We start from the raw sequence: 16,124 nt of genomic DNA, 5'->3' as shown, positions 1-16,124 counted from the left end.
GCCGCAAATGCTGCGACACTCGGTATTGTCGCACCACAGGACGGTCCATATAAGATTCTTGGCGACCAGATCCGCCAGGGTGCCAAGGCCGCCGCAAGCCAGGCCGGTCTCGATGTGGTCGAGATCAACGAGGATTGTACCGATGAAGGCGGCGGCGCCATTGCCGATGGGCTGATTGCCGCGAAAGTCAGCATTGCCATCGGTTTCCTGTGCTCGGAAACACTGGCCAACAGCCTGCCGCAGCTGAAAGAAACCGGGACACCGGTGCTGACGCTGTCCAGCCGCTCCACCATTCTTCTGGAAGACCGTGCCAAAAACGATTGGCCGCTGTTCCGTCTTGCACCATCCGATACCGCTGAAAGCGACCGGCTGGCAGAAATCATCCTGCGTGACTGGCAGGGTTCGCTGTTTGCGCTGGTGGATGATGGCACCATTCGTGGCCGTGAACTGGTAGACCGCATTCGGGCCAAGCTGGAAGAAGCAGGCCTGCAAGCAACCCGCATGGAAACCTTGCGCCCCGCGCAGGAACAGCAGGTGGCACTGGTGCGGCGTCTGTCGCGCGCTGGCATCAGCAATGTGTTCATGGCAACCGACCGCAATGATGTGTCCACCGTGGCGCGCGATGCAGCCTCTGAAAACATTGCCCTGACCATTCTGGGCGGTGATACGCTGAATGCCGCCAATGCGCCGCTGCCACTGACATCGGGCACATTTGCCGTGACCCTGCCCGACTATGCGGCAGGCGGTGAAGCGGCTGCAGCCATGGACGTTTTGTCGGCAGCGGGCGTGACCATTCCCGAAGGCTACACCCTGCCCGCCTTTGCGGCAGCGCAGATTGCCGGCAATGCCCTTGGTTTGGCCGACCAGCAGAAAAAACCTGTTCTCGACATTCTGAAAGATTCCACCTTCACCACGGCAATTGGTGATGTGGCCTTTAACGAGGCGCATGAACTCAAGGAAAATCCCTACAGGTTGCAGCAGTGGAACGGCCAGGCCTTCGTGCCGGCCGCACGTGCCATTCGCTAAGCACTGCCTCTGATAATCTGCTGAACGCAGCCTGCTTTTTGGTGTATTATCTCGGGGGCATTGTCCCGCGCCCTGAAAAGCCGTTACGCCATCATCATCAGTTGTTCCGGCGCGGTGACAATGATATGGCAGCGCCAGCATTCACATCCCTACGTTTCTGCTGTTCAGCACACTGTCGGAGCTATTCAATGTCCCTTCCCATCCGCCTTGCCCCTTCCATTCTCGCTGCCAACTTCGCCAAGTTGGGCCAGGAGGTCAGTGATGTCGCTGCAGCCGGTGCGGACTGGATCCATCTCGATGTAATGGATGGGCATTTTGTGCCCAATATTTCCTTTGGTCCTGACGTGATCAAGGCGCTTCGCCCGCACACCACGGCGTTTTTTGATTGCCACCTGATGATTGCCCCTGCCGATCCTTATCTGGAAGCCTTTGCCAAGGCCGGTTGCGATGGCATTACCGTGCATGCCGAGGCTGGCGCGCATCTACACCGCTCGCTGCAGACCATTCGTTCGCTCGGCAAAAAGGTTGGCGTTACGCTCAACCCGGCAACACCGCTCTCCGTGCTGGAAAATGTCATGGATGATATCGACCTCATACTGATCATGAGCGTCAATCCCGGTTTTGGTGGCCAGAAGTTCATTCCGGCCATGCTGGACAAGATCAAGGCTGCCAAGGCGATGATCGGCAACCGCCCGATCGAGTTGGAAGTGGATGGCGGCATAACGGTGGAAACTGCACCGGCTGCGATTGCCGCTGGTGCCAATGTGCTGGTGGCCGGTTCGGCCGTGTTCAAGGGTGACGGCGTCGAGGATTACCGCAAGACCGTTTCCGCCATCCGCCAGGCAGCAGAAAGCGGGCGCACATGAAAGCGACAGGCTATTTTCTTTCCCTGATTTTATCCGGTGCCGCATGTCTTGCGGCCCCGGCCCATGCCGGTGACATTGCCGCCTTCCAGACAATCGGTTTTTCAAAGGACGGTTCGATCTACGCCTTTGAGGAATATGGCGTGCAGGACGGCTCCGGTTTTGCCTATTCCAATATTTACGTCATCGACACGGTGAAAGACACCTATCTGCCCGGCACGCCGGTGCGTATTCTCATCAAGGATGAGGCCGTTGGTGTGGGTACCGCCCGCGCGCAGGCACTGGAAAAGGCTGCCCCCCTGATTGAACAGCACAGACTGGGTGACAACCCCGGTCTGCTGGCCGCTTTCAACCCGGTCAGCGATGCAAGCGGCAACCCGTACCAGATCAGCTATTACGCCTATGCAGCTGCCCCGCCCTTCGGCTCTCCCTACCGTCTGGCGCTGGAAGAGGTGATACAGCCGGCAGCCGAAAAGTGCAGATCCTGGACAGAGCGCAGCTCCAGCTTCAAGCTGAAAATGCTTCTGCAGGACGGCAAGAACAGTGATAGAATTGTCTATGATGAACAGCGCGCGCCGGAAAGCCGCGGCTGCGTTACCGGCTACCGGCTTGGCGGTGTGGTCACGCATCAGGCTTTTGGCACGAACCTGCACATGGCATTGGTAACGGTGCTGCAACACGGCTTTGAAGGACAGAATGGACGCTGGATTGCCGTGCCCGTCAGGCCATAAGCGGTGCCTTGAAAGGGCCAAGCAGTGAAACAGCGGCTATTACATGCCCTGCCCTCAACCTCCCTGGCATTGGCCGGCCCGATTGCCTGGGGTGGTGCCATGGCGCTTTCCTGCATCATCGGCCTTTATCTGCGCCACCGTGGCGAGACCGATCATTTCTGGCAGATCGTGGCGTTTTATTTCGCCGGTGCTTTCATCGCCTTTACACCTGCCTTGGTTCTGGCGCGGTATCTGGCCTTCGCAAAGCCGGCCACCGCCCGCTTCTGCGCCTTTGCGCTGTGTCTCTGTCTTGGCACCTATGGCGTGACTGCGCTGCTGTTTGCCCTGCAATACCGGGTGTTTTATGCGCAGTGGCATGAGCCATTCCTGACACGGATCTGGTTTTTCCAGCAGTTGTTCACCACGCTTGGCGCAACCTACCAGTTCACCATCATCGGGCTGTGGCTGTATTTTCCGGTGGGTATTGTCTGCCTGTTTATAACCAGTTTCATCCTTTCCCTTCGAATGCGTTGAGATTGCCGCCACACTTTGCTAAACGGGCTGCAAATTCACACCACATATAGAAAGCGGTAGCAATGATCCCTCGCTATTCCCGGCCGGAAATGGTCGCAATCTGGTCGCCGGAAACGAAGTTCCGTATCTGGTTTGAAATCGAAGCCTATGCGTGTGATGCGCTGGCCGAGATTGGCGTCATTCCAAAGTCGGCAGCTGAAACAATCTGGGAAAAAGGCGGCAGCGCCACCTTTAACGTTGAGCGCATCGATGAAATCGAAGCCGTCACCAAACATGACGTTATCGCGTTTTTGACCCACCTTGCGGAATTTGTTGGCCCCGACAGCCGCTTCGTGCACCAGGGCATGACCTCGTCTGACGTGCTGGACACCACGCTGAACATTCAGCTGGTGCGCGCCGCAGACATTCTGATTGCCGGCATGGACCGTGTTCTGGCAGCGCTGAAGACCCGCGCTTTTGAACACAAGGACACCATCCGCATCGGTCGCAGCCACGGCATTCACGCCGAGCCGACCACGATGGGCCTGACATTTGCACGTTTCTACGCCGAGATGGACCGCAACCGCACCCGTCTGGTCAATGCCCGTGCAGAAATTGCAACCGGTGCCGTTTCCGGCGCTGTTGGCACCTTCGCCAATATCGACCCGCGCGTTGAAGAACATGTCTGCGAAAAGCTCGGCCTCATTCCTGAGCCGGTGTCCACGCAGGTCATTCCGCGTGACCGTCACGCCATGTTCTTTGCAACGCTCGGCGTTATCGCCTCGTCGATTGAAAACGTTGCCATTGAAATTCGCCACATGCAGCGCACCGAAGTTCTGGAAGCGGAAGAGTTCTTCTCGCCGGGCCAGAAGGGTTCGTCTGCCATGCCGCACAAGCGCAACCCGGTTCTGACAGAAAACCTCACCGGTCTTGCCCGCCTGGTGCGCATGTCGGTTGTTCCGGCACTGGAAAACGTTGCCCTGTGGCATGAGCGTGATATCAGCCACTCCAGCGTGGAGCGCGCCATTGGCCCGGATACCACCATCACGCTCGACTTTGCGCTGCACCGTCTGGCCGGCGTCATCGAAAAGCTGGTGATCTACCCGGAAAACATGCTGAAGAACCTCAACAAGTTCCGTGGCCTGGTCCACTCGCAGCGCGTTCTGCTGGCTCTGACGCAGGCTGGCGTGTCGCGTGAAGATTCCTACCGTCTGGTACAGCGCAACGCCATGAAGGTTTGGGAACAGGGTGCAGACTTCCTGGAAGAGTTGCTGGGCGACGAAGAAGTGCGCGCCGCCCTTTCCGAAGAGGCCATCCGCGAAAAGTTCGATCTTGGTTACCACACCAAACATGTCGACACGATTTTCGGCCGCGTGTTCGGCAAGGCCTGATCTCAAGGGGTTCCCCCCATTTGATCTCATCATGCCCGGGCCAAAACCCGGGCATTTCTACAATGTCGACGGCATGATCCGCGCAAGACCTGTATGGCACCCGTCATGGGTCTATAATGGCGCCGGACGACACGCGACATTGACATCAATTCTCACCATAATCCTCACCATGGCCGCAAATCTGGCCTTGAATCCGGTGACATCCATACCAAGATAAGCGCCATGAAAGCATCCGAAGCAGATATCCTCATCGTTCCCGGCTACACCAATTCCGGTCCAGACCACTGGCAATCCCGCTGGCAGCAGAAAATTGCCAGTGCGCGCCGTGTTGAGCAGGCCGAATGGTCCAAACCGGTGCGTGAAGACTGGATCAGCCGTCTGGTGGAAGAGGTCAACGCCTGCACCAAGCCGGTCGTTCTGGTGGCGCATTCGCTTGGCGTGCCAACAGTGGTTCACGCCATTCCGGAAATTGGCCACAAGGTTGCCGGCGCGTTTCTGGTGGCACCGCCAGATGTGACCAACCCGACCATTCGGCCAAAACACCTGATGACCTTTGGCCCCTACCCGCGCGAACCGTTTCCGTTTCCGGCGCTGACCATTGCCAGCCGCAATGACCCGTTTGGCACCTATGAACATGCTGACGAGATTGCCGCGGCCTGGGGTTCACTGCTGGTGGATGCCGGCTTGTCCGGCCACATCAATGCCGAATCCGGTCACGGCCCATGGCCGGAAGGCACCATGGTGTTTGCGCAGTTTCTCAGCCGCCTGAAGGCACCGGAAGGCCGCCGCGACTGACAGAAACTAATTTTTTTCTGAACCATTCGGCCACCCGGACGTTTCCTAGATGTGAACAACAACAAACATGGAGGAAACCGACATGGATTGGAACCGTGTTGAAGGTAACTGGAAACAGGTCAAAGGCAAGATCAAGGAACAGTGGGGCAAACTCACCGATGATGACCTTGATCAGATCGATGGCAAGCGTGACCAGCTTGAAGGCAAGCTGCAGGAACGTTACGGCCTTGCCAAGGATCGCGCCAAGACAGATATTGACGACTGGTATGGTCGCCAAACCTGGCACTAAGGCCTGTTGAAATTTGATGCCTAGACAGTCTGTCCGCCCCAAGGGTTTAAAGCCCTCAACAGGCAAAGACCTGAGGGTTAGAGCAATCAAAGTTGCTCCCCTTGAGCGGCAGGCACAATTGATACATCCCGCCTTAGACTAAGCCCCGCAATTGCGGGGCTTTTTTTGTGGCGTGCAATTTTGAACGGTCTGTTAGGCACCAACACAATTGGCAGCCGGGCAGCGGTTGGTGGTGACATCGCGCATGGTACCGATCGAGCGGATCGGCACATTCTCGGCATCCATGATCATGCGGCCGGCCACATGGATCCAGCGCAAGGTGCCGTCGGCATTGTTCAACGGATATTCTGTTTCATAATAATCGCCAACAATCAGCGCATCATAAATCTCCCTGGCCACCCTCTCCCTGGTGTCCATATCGATCTTATGAAGAATGTCCTCAATGGGCACTCCTGATCTGCCATGGCATGGTAAAAACTCAAAGAAATCCGAACACACGTAGTCCATCATAACAAGATTTTTGATTACATCCCATGTGTAGTAACCGATCTTCTCGTCATGCAATTCAATACGTTGCGATGTCACGCCTTCCTCCCGCGTGCATATTTTGACTCGAACCCTATAAGACACCAACTGGTTGCGTAAGGGTGCCTAGGCAGTTTCCTGAAATAATTTTGATGAAAGACAGCTTACACGAAACAGCAAACTACCCGGCATAAGTGTGCCGTGGTGCATTCGGTTCCATGGAAAATTGAGAAACTTGACGTCCAATCCGCCAACGCAGCTGTGAGCGCGGCACAGTCTCGAATTACGCTCACGCATCAAGCGTAAATCGCACTCATTGATTCAACCATAGTTGCAAAAGCCCCAGCGGTTACTCTCGTCGTTTTGAGCAAATTCAGGGGCATGTAGTGCGAGTTGACTGCAATGACAGGCTGTTGATTGCCTGTGCTCCTGAAAACACAGACCAAAACAGATGCTTTTAGCAATGGAAAAGAGCATGGAGGCCACAAGCAATCCATCTCGCTGCGTCAAATTTAACGTTAGTTAAAAGAGCCCCGCGCGGCCGTCGTTGCAAGGGATTGCAGCTGCGTGTTGAGGTGCCCTTGCGATCCGCACCTGCCGACACCATATCCTGTTCAGGCAGGCATCCTGCCCGACATGGAAATTGAATCACAAAACCCGCTAAAACAAGAAAATAATTTCGCCTGAATCGCGTATCAATTCAGGAGTTTCGGGATATTTTTTTTACCAAGCCTTTGATACCCCTTGCAAAACCTTAAATTACATCCTATATAGAATTATCGACCATTGCTTGTGACACCGGTCCAGAGCGTCAGCTCCCGTCGGATTTCCTCTCATAACATCGATCCAACCTTGCGAGGTCTCGCAGGAACAACAACGATTGCTACGAAAGGAAATCGTTATGAACACTGGCACTGTAAAGTGGTTCAATTCTACCAAGGGCTTCGGCTTCATTCAGCCAGATGATGGCACCACGGATGTTTTCGTTCACATCTCTGCTGTTCAGCGCGCAGGTCTTACCTCGCTCGCAGACGGCCAGAAGATCCGTTACGAAATCGTTCAGGATCGCCGTTCCGGCAAGAACTCCGCCGACAATCTTCAGGCGGCTTGAATTTGTCATTTGCTGCGCCGACCACGGATGTACTGGCGGCACCAGTGGATGACAGTGAGAGGTCGGGTTAGCGCCCGGCCTTTATTTTTTCCAACGGACGTGGGAGTTTCTCATGCCGAAACCACATTATCGCAGCGGCGATACCATCTGCCTCAAACCACGTATGCGGGGCAGCATTCAGCCTCAGGGCACCGGCCATATCATTGCGTCTCTTCCTGAAACGCATGGCGTTACCACCTACCGGGTTCGTCTTGAGGGCGAAAACTTCGATCGCACGATCAGCGAAGACGACATCGACAGCACGCAGCACCATGCCGCTGCCGAAACCACAACAGGATCCACCGACGTTAAGACGATAGGTTCAAGCTGGATCGATCTGTCCGCCGTCACAACACGAAAGTAAACCGCAACAGATAGGAGAAACTTTGCAGGTCCTAGTACGAGAAAACAATGTTGAGCAGGCACTTCGTGTGCTGAAGAAGAAGTTGCAGCGCGAAGGCGTTTTCCGCGAAATGCGTGCCCGCAGCGCTTATGAAAAACCGTCCGAAAAAAGAAACCGAGAGCAGGCTGAAGCCATTCGCCGCCACCGCAAACTGCAGCGGAAAAAAATGCAGCGCGAGGGCTTGCTCCCTGGCCCCAAAAGAGCCGTCCGCACCCGCTGACCGTTTGTTACACCTTCCTGAAAGGAGGTCGTCATGACGATTACCAAGGAAGAATTCTTCAAGATCGAGAAGACATCACCCCGCAACAAGGCCGCCGCAACCGATGAGGCGGCACGGCAGATTATTTTGACTGCTGAAGCCGAGCGCGCCAAAAAGACCGAACGTCTGCGCAAGCTGCGCGAGGCGCAGGAAGCCGCAAAGCCTGCGGCAAAGACCACGACCAAACGCACGCTGCGCGCCAGGGCGTCCTGATCTCGATCTGATTTAAAGAACATGACAGGCGCAACTCCTGCGCCTGATGACCAAAGTAGCGCACCGGGTGATATTGAATACCCGGTCGCTTCTCTCCCAGAAGAAAATCCCCTAGAAAACACATCGCCTTTTGACACAGCATGCACAGCCGTGTGCTTGAGAAGGTGCGACTGCTGCCAGAAAATGCGAGCGTGATGCTGAGCATCAGGTCGTGTCGTGGCATTGTGCACCTCGCCCTGAAAGGCGCATGCATGTAGCGCCAAGGAACGGCGCCCTGAAAGCGTCACAGTTCATTCAGCAGCCGTTCACGCGGATGGGAGCTAATCTCAATCACCACACAGGGAGTGTTTGAGATGCGTAAGTTACTTTTAGGTGCAGGTATTATTCTCACCGCATTTATTGGCGGCGGCGCAAATGCGATGCCGATCGTACAGCCATCTGCGCCAGTGGCGTCAATTGTCCAAAAAGTCGACTATGCCTGCGGGCGAGGCTATTACCTGACGCCCCGCGGTTATTGCCGACCCTACGAACCACGGCGTTACGAGCGCGAATGGGACCGTCGAAGCGATTGGAACCCTCGTCGCGAGTGGCGTGAACGCCAAGCCCGTCGCGAGTGGCGCGAGCACAGACAGTGGGAAGAGCGCGGTGATTGGCGCCGCGAGCGCGAATATCGCCAGTGGCAATGGTAACCAGTGTTAGGCCCGCTTTACCGGCGGGCCTTTTCTTCTTCCTGGGCAAAAAGAGCGTCTTGCCATCGATATTCGCAAGAACGATTTCGCGCTTATCTCCTTGCTTATGATTGAAGCAGATCGGGAGGCTGGCATCGAGGCATTTGGCAAAGCACTCGCGAAATCGAAACCAGGTATCTAATCGCCATTCCATTACCGCGCACAAAACGTACGAGCCAAAACCAAGACAAGTCGAGACTGTATAAAACGGAAAATCTGCGCACAAATCTTTGGTTTAATTTAGAAATGGCGGAAGAGGTGGGATTCGAACCCACGGTAGGCTCGCACCTACGCCGGTTTTCAAGACCGGTGCCTTAAACCGCTCGGCCACTCTTCCGTCCGGGGATCTGGTTGTTGTGCGGCATTTGCCACCATCAAACAAATCAAGCAGTCGGGGCTTTATAGCGGTTCGGTTCGCGGCGTCAACGTGCCGGAGCATTTAAAAAGTGCGCTTGTCACATTATGTCCCGCAAAAGTGCATTGCACAGTTTTGGAGCAGGTACCACACTGCCGCTCATCCGGTGCAGATCAGCTTGCGATGCCGGTTTGAGGGTATCGCAGCAGCGCAAAATGATACGCATTTCTGATTGTTATAATTTATAGCAATTTCAATTCATTGTTTCATTTTGTGAATTTAAAAAATTAAATGACAAATGGCGTGCAGTGCCAACACATCATCACTAAAATGAAAACTGTCCCATTAAGACGGGATTAAACCAAAACTGGCAAATTGCATGAATGCAATGATTGCGTGACGCTCAGGATATGAATTCCCCATATCATTCAACTCCTGCTATCTGGTTGCATATGGCTTTGATTGTGAAAGAGAAATAGACAACGACCGATAAAGCCGTGCGAAATCCCGGTTTCGATGGCGTGAAGGTGGTGGCAGGTTCTGTTGACTATAAATCGCGTGCCGACTGACATTCTGGATGCACTTCCGCTGCCAACCATTCGTGTAAAAACGAACGGAACAATCCTTCTCTGCAACAAGGCCTTTGACGAAGCGGTGCGGATGCCAGCACCCTCGCCCGTTTCCAACCTTGCCGATCTCATCCATGTCGATGATCACGCCGCCTTGCGCGACGCTCTGTCCGAGGCAGCTTCTGGCACATCCTCACAGCTTGAGGTGCGGCTGAGCGCAGCGTGCAGCCCCCTGCACTACACCATCCTTTCCATGCGCAACGATCCATTCCCGGATGATCCGGCTGTGCTGGTGCAACTGACCGACATCACGGCACAAAAACGCGCCGAGCAGGATCTGGCCTTTCGCGAAAGCCGCTGGAACAGCGCACTGATCAATTCCGAAAGCGGCGTATGGGACCAGAACATGCAGACCGGCCTGTTCTATGGTTCCGATACATGGCGCGCCATTCGTGGCATGGCACCAGATGATGCGATTGAGACCAACCATGAACGCTGGCTGGACCTTATTCACCCCGACGACCGCGACCGCGTTACCCATTGCATCGAACGCCAAAATGCCGGCGACCCCGATTATGCAGTTTTCGAGTACCGCGAAAAACACAAAGATGGCCACTGGGTGTGGATTGAATGCCGAGGCGCCACCGTCGAGAGGGATGGCGACGGAAATCCGGTGCGCATTGTCGGCATCGACAATGACATCTCCACCCGCAAGGCGGCAGAGTTTGCGCTTGAACGCATGTCACGCCGCCTGAAACTGGCGCTGGAGGCATCGCATATCGGTGTGTTCGAGGTGGATTTCGAAACGCGCCAGACCACCTGGGATGACCGCATGTATGCGATCTTCAATGTGTCGCGGGATCAGGACATCGTCATTGACGGCGTCTGGGAAAAGCTGGTGCATCCGGACGACTTGCCGCGTCTGCAGAAAAACGTCGAGTTTAACGTTGCTAGACTGTCGGCCTTTTCCGACGAATATCGCATCATCCTGCCAGATGGAAAGCTGCGTTACATCCGTGCCAAAACCGTGCCCTTCATCGATGATGAAGGACATGCCCGCATGGTGGGCGCCAATTGGGACGTGACCGACGACATTGTCTTGCAGCGGGAGCTGGAGCGCGCCAAAAACCTGGCGGAAGCCAGAAACCTTGAATTAGAGGATGCAAAAAACAGCATCGAATACAATGCGATGCACGATTATCTTACAGAACTTCCTAATCGGCGGTATCTGGATGAAACCCTGCGCCGCATGGCAGCGGAATGCGCCCGTGATGGCCAGGGCATCGGTATTTTGCATATCGATCTCGACCGGTTCAAACAGGTCAACGACACGTTCGGCCACCGGGCTGGCGACATGCTGCTGCAGAATGTGGCGCTGCTTTTGCGCAAGAATGTACGTGGCTCGGATTTCGTCGCCCGTATTGGCGGTGATGAATTTGTGTTCGTGTCGCGTTACACCGGGGCCGCCAGGAAGTTTTCACTGCTGGCTGACCGGCTGATCAAGGAACTGCGCAAACCCATGCACCATGACGGCCACGAGTTTCGCTGTGGTGCCAGCATTGGCATTGCCTGCGAAAGCGGCCGGGATATCGATCCCAAGCAACTGCTGCTCAATGCCGATATCGCGCTTTACAATGCCAAGAAACGCGGCCGTAACCGCTATGATTTCTTCTCGTCGGATACGCAGGACATTCTCATCAACACCAAACGTGTGTCGGATGAGATCCTGCTGGGCCTGGAGCGCAGCGAGTTCATTCCCTATTACCAGCTGCAGTTCGATGCGCAGACACTCGACATATCTGGGGCAGAGACACTGGCGCGCTGGAAACATCCGACCGAAGGCATTTTGACGCCGGACCGTTTTCTGGCCATTGCCGAAGATCTGGATGCCGTTTCAGCCATTGATGAAATGCTGCTGGAAAAGGCAGTGCGCGATTTTGAGAACTGGCAGCAAAACGGCCTGCCGATCCCGCGCGTTTCCGTCAACGTCTCGTCACGCCGCCTGCACGATCCATCTCTGACCAAGTCGCTCAAGACGCTCGGCATCAAGCCAGGCACGGTGTCGTTTGAACTGCTGGAATCGATCTTTCTTGACGAGAGCGACGAGACGGTTCTCGCAAATCTGGCGCGTCTGCGCAAACTTGGCATTGCCATTGAGGTGGATGATTTTGGAACCGGCCACGCCTCCATCGTCAGCCTGCTGCGCGTCAGCCCTGACACGCTGAAGATTGACCGCGAGCTGATTCAGCGGTTGCCGCAGTCCAATGAACAGCGCAAGCTGGTCAACTCTATCCTGGAAATCGGCCGCTCACTCAACATCAAGGTTATTGCCGAAGGTGTTGAAACTCAAGAACATATTCGCATTCTACGTGACCTTGGCTGTGACTGTCTGCAAGGCTTTGCGCTGTGCCGGCCAATCCCGGCCGAGATGGTCGAGGCCTTTGTCTCCGGCCAGTCCTGGCGCACGGAAAATGCCAGTGGCTCAATGCTCGCCAAGTTCAGCGAAATGCTGGCACAGGGCAAAAAGAAGGCTGGCGATCACCGTTAAGGTCATGCCAGCCTTCGTCTGCATATCATCAGATCTGAGATATTATGCCTTGCTGACCTGCTCTGCGGCCTCAAGCAGAAGGCTCGTCATCTTGGCGGTCAGTTCACTGTCGCTGACATTGACGCCAGCTGCATCAAAGTCAGCGCGCAGCTTGCGGAACACGTCTGCGTCGCCTGCTTCTTCAAAATCCGCAGCAACAACTTCCTTGGCATAGGCATCCGCATCAGCCTTGCCCAGCAGGCCGGCAGCCCACAGGCCCAGCAGCTTGTTGCGGCGGGCTTCAGCCTTGAATTTCAATTCCTGATCGTGGGCGAACTTGTTTTCGAATGCCTTCTCGCGATCACCGATGCCGCTCATGTCATAATCTCCCAAATCTCTTCAAATTTCTGAAAGCCGAGTTTACAGCCAGTTTCCATAAATCAAAACCATAGCAAGACTTCAATGCAAAGTTTCACCAGCGTGTACCTGCCAAAGCCCGAACGATAACGGCATCAGCACCTCTTGAAGGTTGCCACCGCCGCCAAAACCTCTGCCGCACAAATATGACATCCATACAGGGAATGCCGGTTTATCTTGCGTGGCAGCCGCAATCTGGCGGCAAATCACCAATAAATCATTACTTTAACAAAGAACTGCTTTTTATTGATAAATAACAAATAATTCATTTCGTGTTATCGATTTTCGTCGTCCACGACGGGCTGTAAAAACACCGGTGAAATACCTGATGCATCAGGGCGCGGACAACACGACATTTCCATCGATGGACAAGATCATGCTACTGTTATTGCCGTATTCACGCGGCAATAACATATATGTATTCCCGGCGTGACTGTTGTTATAGTTGCCCAACCGCCACCGGCCAAAGGAGGTTTCCTTCACTGCCCAACAGAATTGACGCGGACAACCCATCCTACAGATTGTTAAAGTCCATCTTTTCCTTTATGGGACCGCTTCAACGAATGAAACACAACGCCATGCGCATGGCGCCAACACGAGATCTCATATTATGAACCGTCGCCGCCGTATTTACGAAGGCAAGGCCAAGATCCTTTATGAAGGCCCGGAACCGGGTACGCTGATTCAGTTCTTCAAGGACGATGCAACGGCCTTCAATAAGAAGAAGCATGAAGTCATTGACGGTAAGGGTGTTTTGAACAACCGTATCTGCGAATACGTCTTTACGCATCTCAATAAGATCGGCATTCCCACACACTTCATTCGCCGCCTCAACATGCGCGAGCAGCTGATCAAGGAAGTGGAAATGATTCCGCTTGAGATCGTGGTGCGCAATGTTGCCGCCGGTTCGCTGTCCAAGCGTCTGGGCATTGATGAAGGCATTGTGCTGCCGCGCTCGATCATTGAATTCTATTACAAGTCGGATGAGCTTGAAGACCCGATGGTGTCTGAAGAGCACATTACGGCATTCGGCTGGGCCAACCCTGCCGAGCTGGACGACATCATGGCGCTGGCTATCCGCGTGAACGATTTCCTGTCCGGTCTTTTCCTCGGCGTCGGCATTCAGCTTGTCGACTTCAAGATTGAATGCGGCCGCCTTTACGAAGGCGACATGATGCGCATCATCCTGGCCGATGAAATTTCTCCGGACAGCTGCCGTTTGTGGGATATCGAAACCCAGGAAAAAATGGACAAGGATCGGTTCCGTCGCGATATGGGCGGCCTCCTTGAAGCCTATTCCGAAGTGGCGCGCCGCTTGGGCATCATCAATGAAAACGAACCGATCCGTGGTACAGGCCCGGTCCTCGTAAAATAAGCACATCAGGAGAACTATCAGGTGATCAAGGCACGGGTGACTGTTACGCTGAAAAATGGCGTTCTCGATCCACAGGGCAAGGCAATTGAAGGCGCATTGGGAAGCCTCGGCTTCGAAGGCGTCGGTCAGGTGCGTCAAGGCAAGGTGTTCGATCTGGAGATCGACACCACGGACGGAGCCAAGGCAGAAGCCGATATCAAGGCTATGTGCGAAAAGCTCCTCGCAAATACAGTGATTGAAAACTACTCTATCGCTATCCTCTGACAGCAGGAGCCGCCACATGAAATCGGCAGTCGTTCAGCTTCCCGGCCTCAATCGCGATCGTGACATGATTGCGGCCCTCACGAAAATCTCCGGCAAGGAGCCGATCACCATCTGGCAGACGGAAACGGAAATTCCCGATGTCGACCTGATCGTCATTCCCGGCGGCTTTTCCTATGGTGATTACCTGCGTTGTGGCGCCATTGCCGCACGCATGCCCGTGATGCGTGCCATCCGCGAAAAGGCGGAAAAGGGCGTCAAGGTTCTTGGTGTGTGCAACGGCTTCCAGATCCTGGTTGAAGCCGAGATGTTGCCGGGTGCATTGATGCGCAACTCCTCGCTGAAGTTCGTTTGCCGCGAAGTGAAGCTGGAAGTCGTCAACAACGACACGGATTTCACCCGCGCCTATTCGCAGGGCCAGATCCTGCGTTGCCCGGTCGCACACCATGACGGGAACTATTTTGCCGAAGCAGCCGAAATTGCGTCCATGGAAGACAAGGGCCAGATCGTGTTCCGTTATGCCGAGGGTACCAATCCGAATGGTTCGCTCAACGACATTGCCGGCATCATCAACGAGCGTGGCAATGTTCTTGGCATGATGCCGCATCCGGAAAACCTGATCGAAGCAGCCCATGGCGGCAATGATGGCAGAGGCCTGTTTGCCTCGGCCCTCAACGTCATCGCGGCCTGATCCCATCCCGATCATCAAACCGGCACTCAAGTGCCGGTTTTTTTCTCTTTTCAGCAAGGTTGCGCCCCATGACCCGCCTGCCCCTTCGCCATGCTCTGAGTTTTGCCAGCGTCACGGCGGCGATGGTGGGTTTGAGTGCCTGCCAGTCTGAAAGAAGCGCACCGGCGCCTGCCAGCCAGGCAGCCCTGCCGACCATGGAGCGTGTTGCGCTTGGCGCCAATGCCTGCTGGTTCAAGAGCGGTGATCCCGCCTTCAAGGCATACCGCCTTGCACCGGAACTGAATTCCTTCTCCGGCCGCCCACGCATTTTGCTGGTGCCACGCAACAGCCCGGAATCGCGCCCGATGCTGGTTGTGGAAGCCGAAGGCTCGCCCGCCAAACTTCAGGCCTATGGCCCCGTGATGAACGAGGCGCATGCCTCGCGTGTTGCCGCTGATGTCAAGCGCTGGGCCGCGGGCGGCAAAGGCTGCTCATAATAAGAAAACCCAGCTGCACAGGTTGGGAAAATGAAAGTATGCAGTGGGCCTGCCCATTGGCTTATCGTCCATATGTCTTGGCTTCCGGGACGAAAAACCGATTGATGGCAGTAAAATGATGCATGCCTCCCGAACTTTCATTCGGGCGACATGTTGGGATATGGAATTCACGGAAAATACGGTGAAGCGCGCAAGCGCCTTGGCGCTGCTGCCGTCCCCATTCCTGTACTCGTCACAAAAATCCGATAATTCTGCGCCGTTCCTGGCACTTCACGGGTCGATCAGTCAAAAAACGTCGTTTGCCCGAGGGATTTCTGTGAAAAGCACAGGAATGAAAGACAAGATTGTACCGATTGTTGCCCTGTAATCTGTGTTTCCATTCAATGACAATCACATCAGAAAGCGGGATTTTGCGCTTTCCTGGCGCGCCTGCGACCGGGTAACGCCAATATCAAGCAGCTGCGCGTCAGTCAGTTCTCTCAGCGCAAGACGACCGGCCCGCTTCATGTGCCATGTCTTGACCACTGCAATAAAACGCCCAAAAACGTGGTTTGGTGCAGCCACTGTCAGCGGAGCCGGATCGACCAT

21 protein-coding genes and 1 tRNA gene are annotated in these 16,124 nt (G+C 55.0%); 18 read left to right on the top strand and 4 right to left on the bottom strand.

Annotated features, from left to right (window positions below):
* From RT613_RS22560 to RT613_RS22530, 7 genes are all read left to right on the top strand, one after another.
* On the top strand, positions 1-1,026 hold a 1,026-nt coding region (locus RT613_RS22560), incomplete at its 5' end, for an ABC transporter substrate-binding protein (RefSeq protein ID WP_313618609.1).
* 188 nt (positions 1,027-1,214) lie between these two features.
* Positions 1,215-1,892, top strand: coding sequence for a ribulose-phosphate 3-epimerase (gene rpe / locus RT613_RS22555; protein WP_313618608.1), 678 nt, complete (start codon positions 1,215-1,217; stop codon positions 1,890-1,892).
* Entirely contained in the window at positions 1,889-2,620 is a 732-nt protein-coding gene (locus RT613_RS22550; protein ID WP_313618607.1) for a DUF2259 domain-containing protein, read from the top strand. Before rpe ends, RT613_RS22550 begins: the two co-directional genes overlap by 4 nt.
* Positions 2,621-2,644: 24 nt before the next feature.
* On the top strand, positions 2,645-3,133 hold the full coding sequence (locus tag RT613_RS22545; protein WP_313618606.1) for a hypothetical protein: 489 nt from the start codon (positions 2,645-2,647) through the stop codon (positions 3,131-3,133).
* A gap of 62 nt (positions 3,134-3,195) precedes the next feature.
* On the top strand, positions 3,196-4,503 hold the full coding sequence (gene purB / locus RT613_RS22540; RefSeq protein WP_313618605.1) for an adenylosuccinate lyase: 1,308 nt from the start codon (positions 3,196-3,198) through the stop codon (positions 4,501-4,503).
* A gap of 222 nt (positions 4,504-4,725) precedes the next feature.
* Positions 4,726-5,298, top strand: a complete 573-nt coding sequence (locus tag RT613_RS22535; RefSeq protein WP_313618604.1) for an alpha/beta hydrolase — start codon at positions 4,726-4,728, stop codon at positions 5,296-5,298.
* Positions 5,299-5,380: 82 nt separating this feature from the next.
* Positions 5,381-5,587, top strand: coding sequence for a CsbD family protein (locus RT613_RS22530; protein WP_313618603.1), 207 nt, complete (start codon positions 5,381-5,383; stop codon positions 5,585-5,587).
* 192 nt (positions 5,588-5,779) lie between these two features.
* Here RT613_RS22530 and RT613_RS22525 read toward each other — a convergent pair whose 3' ends face one another.
* Entirely contained in the window at positions 5,780-6,172 is a 393-nt protein-coding gene (locus RT613_RS22525; protein ID WP_313618602.1) for a PAS domain-containing protein, read from the bottom strand.
* A gap of 841 nt (positions 6,173-7,013) precedes the next feature.
* Between RT613_RS22525 and RT613_RS22520 the strand changes: the two genes are divergently transcribed.
* The 5 genes from RT613_RS22520 (at position 7,014) to RT613_RS22500 (ending at position 8,826) form a co-directional block, all read left to right on the top strand.
* Positions 7,014-7,223, top strand: coding sequence for a cold-shock protein (locus RT613_RS22520; RefSeq protein ID WP_313618601.1), 210 nt, complete (start codon positions 7,014-7,016; stop codon positions 7,221-7,223).
* 112 nt (positions 7,224-7,335) lie between these two features.
* A complete protein-coding gene (locus tag RT613_RS22515; protein ID WP_313618600.1) occupies positions 7,336-7,626 on the top strand; it encodes a cold-shock protein in 291 nt (96 codons plus the stop codon).
* A gap of 22 nt (positions 7,627-7,648) precedes the next feature.
* Positions 7,649-7,885 carry a 30S ribosomal protein S21 gene (gene rpsU, locus RT613_RS22510; RefSeq protein WP_313618599.1) on the top strand — a complete coding sequence of 79 codons (237 nt, stop codon included), beginning with the start codon at positions 7,649-7,651 and terminating at the stop codon, positions 7,883-7,885.
* A gap of 33 nt (positions 7,886-7,918) precedes the next feature.
* Positions 7,919-8,137 carry a hypothetical protein gene (locus RT613_RS22505; protein WP_313618598.1) on the top strand — a complete coding sequence of 73 codons (219 nt, stop codon included), beginning with the start codon at positions 7,919-7,921 and terminating at the stop codon, positions 8,135-8,137.
* Positions 8,138-8,490: 353 nt separating this feature from the next.
* Complete coding sequence (locus RT613_RS22500; RefSeq protein WP_313618597.1) at positions 8,491-8,826, top strand: GCG_CRPN prefix-to-repeats domain-containing protein; 336 nt, start codon at positions 8,491-8,493, stop codon at positions 8,824-8,826.
* Positions 8,827-9,112: 286 nt separating this feature from the next.
* Here the strand turns inward: RT613_RS22500 and RT613_RS22495 are convergent.
* Positions 9,113-9,202 (bottom strand) — tRNA-Ser (locus RT613_RS22495).
* An 840-nt stretch (positions 9,203-10,042) separates the two neighbouring features.
* Here RT613_RS22495 and RT613_RS22490 point away from each other — a divergent pair.
* Positions 10,043-12,337 carry a putative bifunctional diguanylate cyclase/phosphodiesterase gene (locus RT613_RS22490; RefSeq protein ID WP_409558886.1) on the top strand — a complete coding sequence of 765 codons (2,295 nt, stop codon included), beginning with the start codon at positions 10,043-10,045 and terminating at the stop codon, positions 12,335-12,337.
* A 42-nt stretch (positions 12,338-12,379) separates the two neighbouring features.
* Here the strand turns inward: RT613_RS22490 and RT613_RS22485 are convergent, their stop codons facing one another.
* Positions 12,380-12,694 carry a DUF1476 domain-containing protein gene (locus RT613_RS22485; protein ID WP_313618596.1) on the bottom strand — a complete coding sequence of 105 codons (315 nt, stop codon included), beginning with the start codon at positions 12,692-12,694 and terminating at the stop codon, positions 12,380-12,382.
* A gap of 649 nt (positions 12,695-13,343) precedes the next feature.
* Here RT613_RS22485 and purC point away from each other — a divergent pair.
* From purC to RT613_RS22460, 5 genes are all read left to right on the top strand, one after another.
* The gene (gene purC / locus RT613_RS22480) at positions 13,344-14,108 is read left to right on the top strand and encodes a phosphoribosylaminoimidazolesuccinocarboxamide synthase (RefSeq protein ID WP_313618595.1); all 765 of its coding nucleotides are present in this window, start codon (positions 13,344-13,346) and stop codon (positions 14,106-14,108) included.
* Positions 14,109-14,129: 21 nt separating this feature from the next.
* On the top strand, positions 14,130-14,372 hold the full coding sequence (purS, locus tag RT613_RS22475; RefSeq protein ID WP_313618594.1) for a phosphoribosylformylglycinamidine synthase subunit PurS: 243 nt from the start codon (positions 14,130-14,132) through the stop codon (positions 14,370-14,372).
* Positions 14,373-14,388: 16 nt separating this feature from the next.
* Positions 14,389-15,060: a phosphoribosylformylglycinamidine synthase subunit PurQ gene (gene purQ / locus RT613_RS22470; protein ID WP_313618593.1), complete on the top strand. Its 672-nt coding sequence runs from the start codon at positions 14,389-14,391 to the stop codon at positions 15,058-15,060.
* 122 nt (positions 15,061-15,182) lie between these two features.
* Positions 15,183-15,536 (top strand): hypothetical protein, encoded by a 354-nt coding sequence (locus tag RT613_RS22465; RefSeq protein ID WP_409558885.1) that lies wholly within the window; start codon positions 15,183-15,185, stop codon positions 15,534-15,536.
* Positions 15,537-15,579: 43 nt separating this feature from the next.
* Positions 15,580-15,903 carry a hypothetical protein gene (locus RT613_RS22460; protein WP_313618591.1) on the top strand — a complete coding sequence of 108 codons (324 nt, stop codon included), beginning with the start codon at positions 15,580-15,582 and terminating at the stop codon, positions 15,901-15,903.
* A gap of 23 nt (positions 15,904-15,926) precedes the next feature.
* Here the strand turns inward: RT613_RS22460 and RT613_RS22455 are convergent.
* Positions 15,927-16,124: DUF1127 domain-containing protein (locus RT613_RS22455; protein ID WP_313618590.1), on the bottom strand; the 198-nt coding region annotated here is incomplete at its 5' end.

The organism is Agrobacterium sp. (assembly GCF_032092815.1).
Taxonomy (GTDB): Bacteria; Pseudomonadota; Alphaproteobacteria; order Rhizobiales; family Rhizobiaceae; genus Agrobacterium.
The sequence above is the reverse complement of the archived record's forward strand: the minus strand, read 5'-3'. Positions and strand labels throughout refer to the sequence as shown.

Coding starts and splice junctions, on each gene's coding strand:
- RT613_RS22465 (WP_409558885.1), top strand. CDS start 15,183: ATGGTGGGTTTGAGTGCCTGCCAGTCTGAAAGAAGCGCACCGGCGCCT.
- RT613_RS22500 (WP_313618597.1), top strand. CDS start 8,491: ATGCGTAAGTTACTTTTAGGTGCAGGTATTATTCTCACCGCATTTATT.
- RT613_RS22485 (WP_313618596.1), bottom strand. CDS start 12,694: ATGAGCGGCATCGGTGATCGCGAGAAGGCATTCGAAAACAAGTTCGCC.
- rpe (WP_313618608.1), top strand. CDS start 1,215: ATGTCCCTTCCCATCCGCCTTGCCCCTTCCATTCTCGCTGCCAACTTC.
- purC (WP_313618595.1), top strand. CDS start 13,344: ATGAACCGTCGCCGCCGTATTTACGAAGGCAAGGCCAAGATCCTTTAT.
- RT613_RS22530 (WP_313618603.1), top strand. CDS start 5,381: ATGGATTGGAACCGTGTTGAAGGTAACTGGAAACAGGTCAAAGGCAAG.
- RT613_RS22515 (WP_313618600.1), top strand. CDS start 7,336: ATGCCGAAACCACATTATCGCAGCGGCGATACCATCTGCCTCAAACCA.
- RT613_RS22490 (WP_409558886.1), top strand. CDS start 10,043: ATGCGCAACGATCCATTCCCGGATGATCCGGCTGTGCTGGTGCAACTG.
- RT613_RS22535 (WP_313618604.1), top strand. CDS start 4,726: ATGAAAGCATCCGAAGCAGATATCCTCATCGTTCCCGGCTACACCAAT.
- purQ (WP_313618593.1), top strand. CDS start 14,389: ATGAAATCGGCAGTCGTTCAGCTTCCCGGCCTCAATCGCGATCGTGAC.
- RT613_RS22520 (WP_313618601.1), top strand. CDS start 7,014: ATGAACACTGGCACTGTAAAGTGGTTCAATTCTACCAAGGGCTTCGGC.
- purB (WP_313618605.1), top strand. CDS start 3,196: ATGATCCCTCGCTATTCCCGGCCGGAAATGGTCGCAATCTGGTCGCCG.
- RT613_RS22505 (WP_313618598.1), top strand. CDS start 7,919: ATGACGATTACCAAGGAAGAATTCTTCAAGATCGAGAAGACATCACCC.
- RT613_RS22550 (WP_313618607.1), top strand. CDS start 1,889: ATGAAAGCGACAGGCTATTTTCTTTCCCTGATTTTATCCGGTGCCGCA.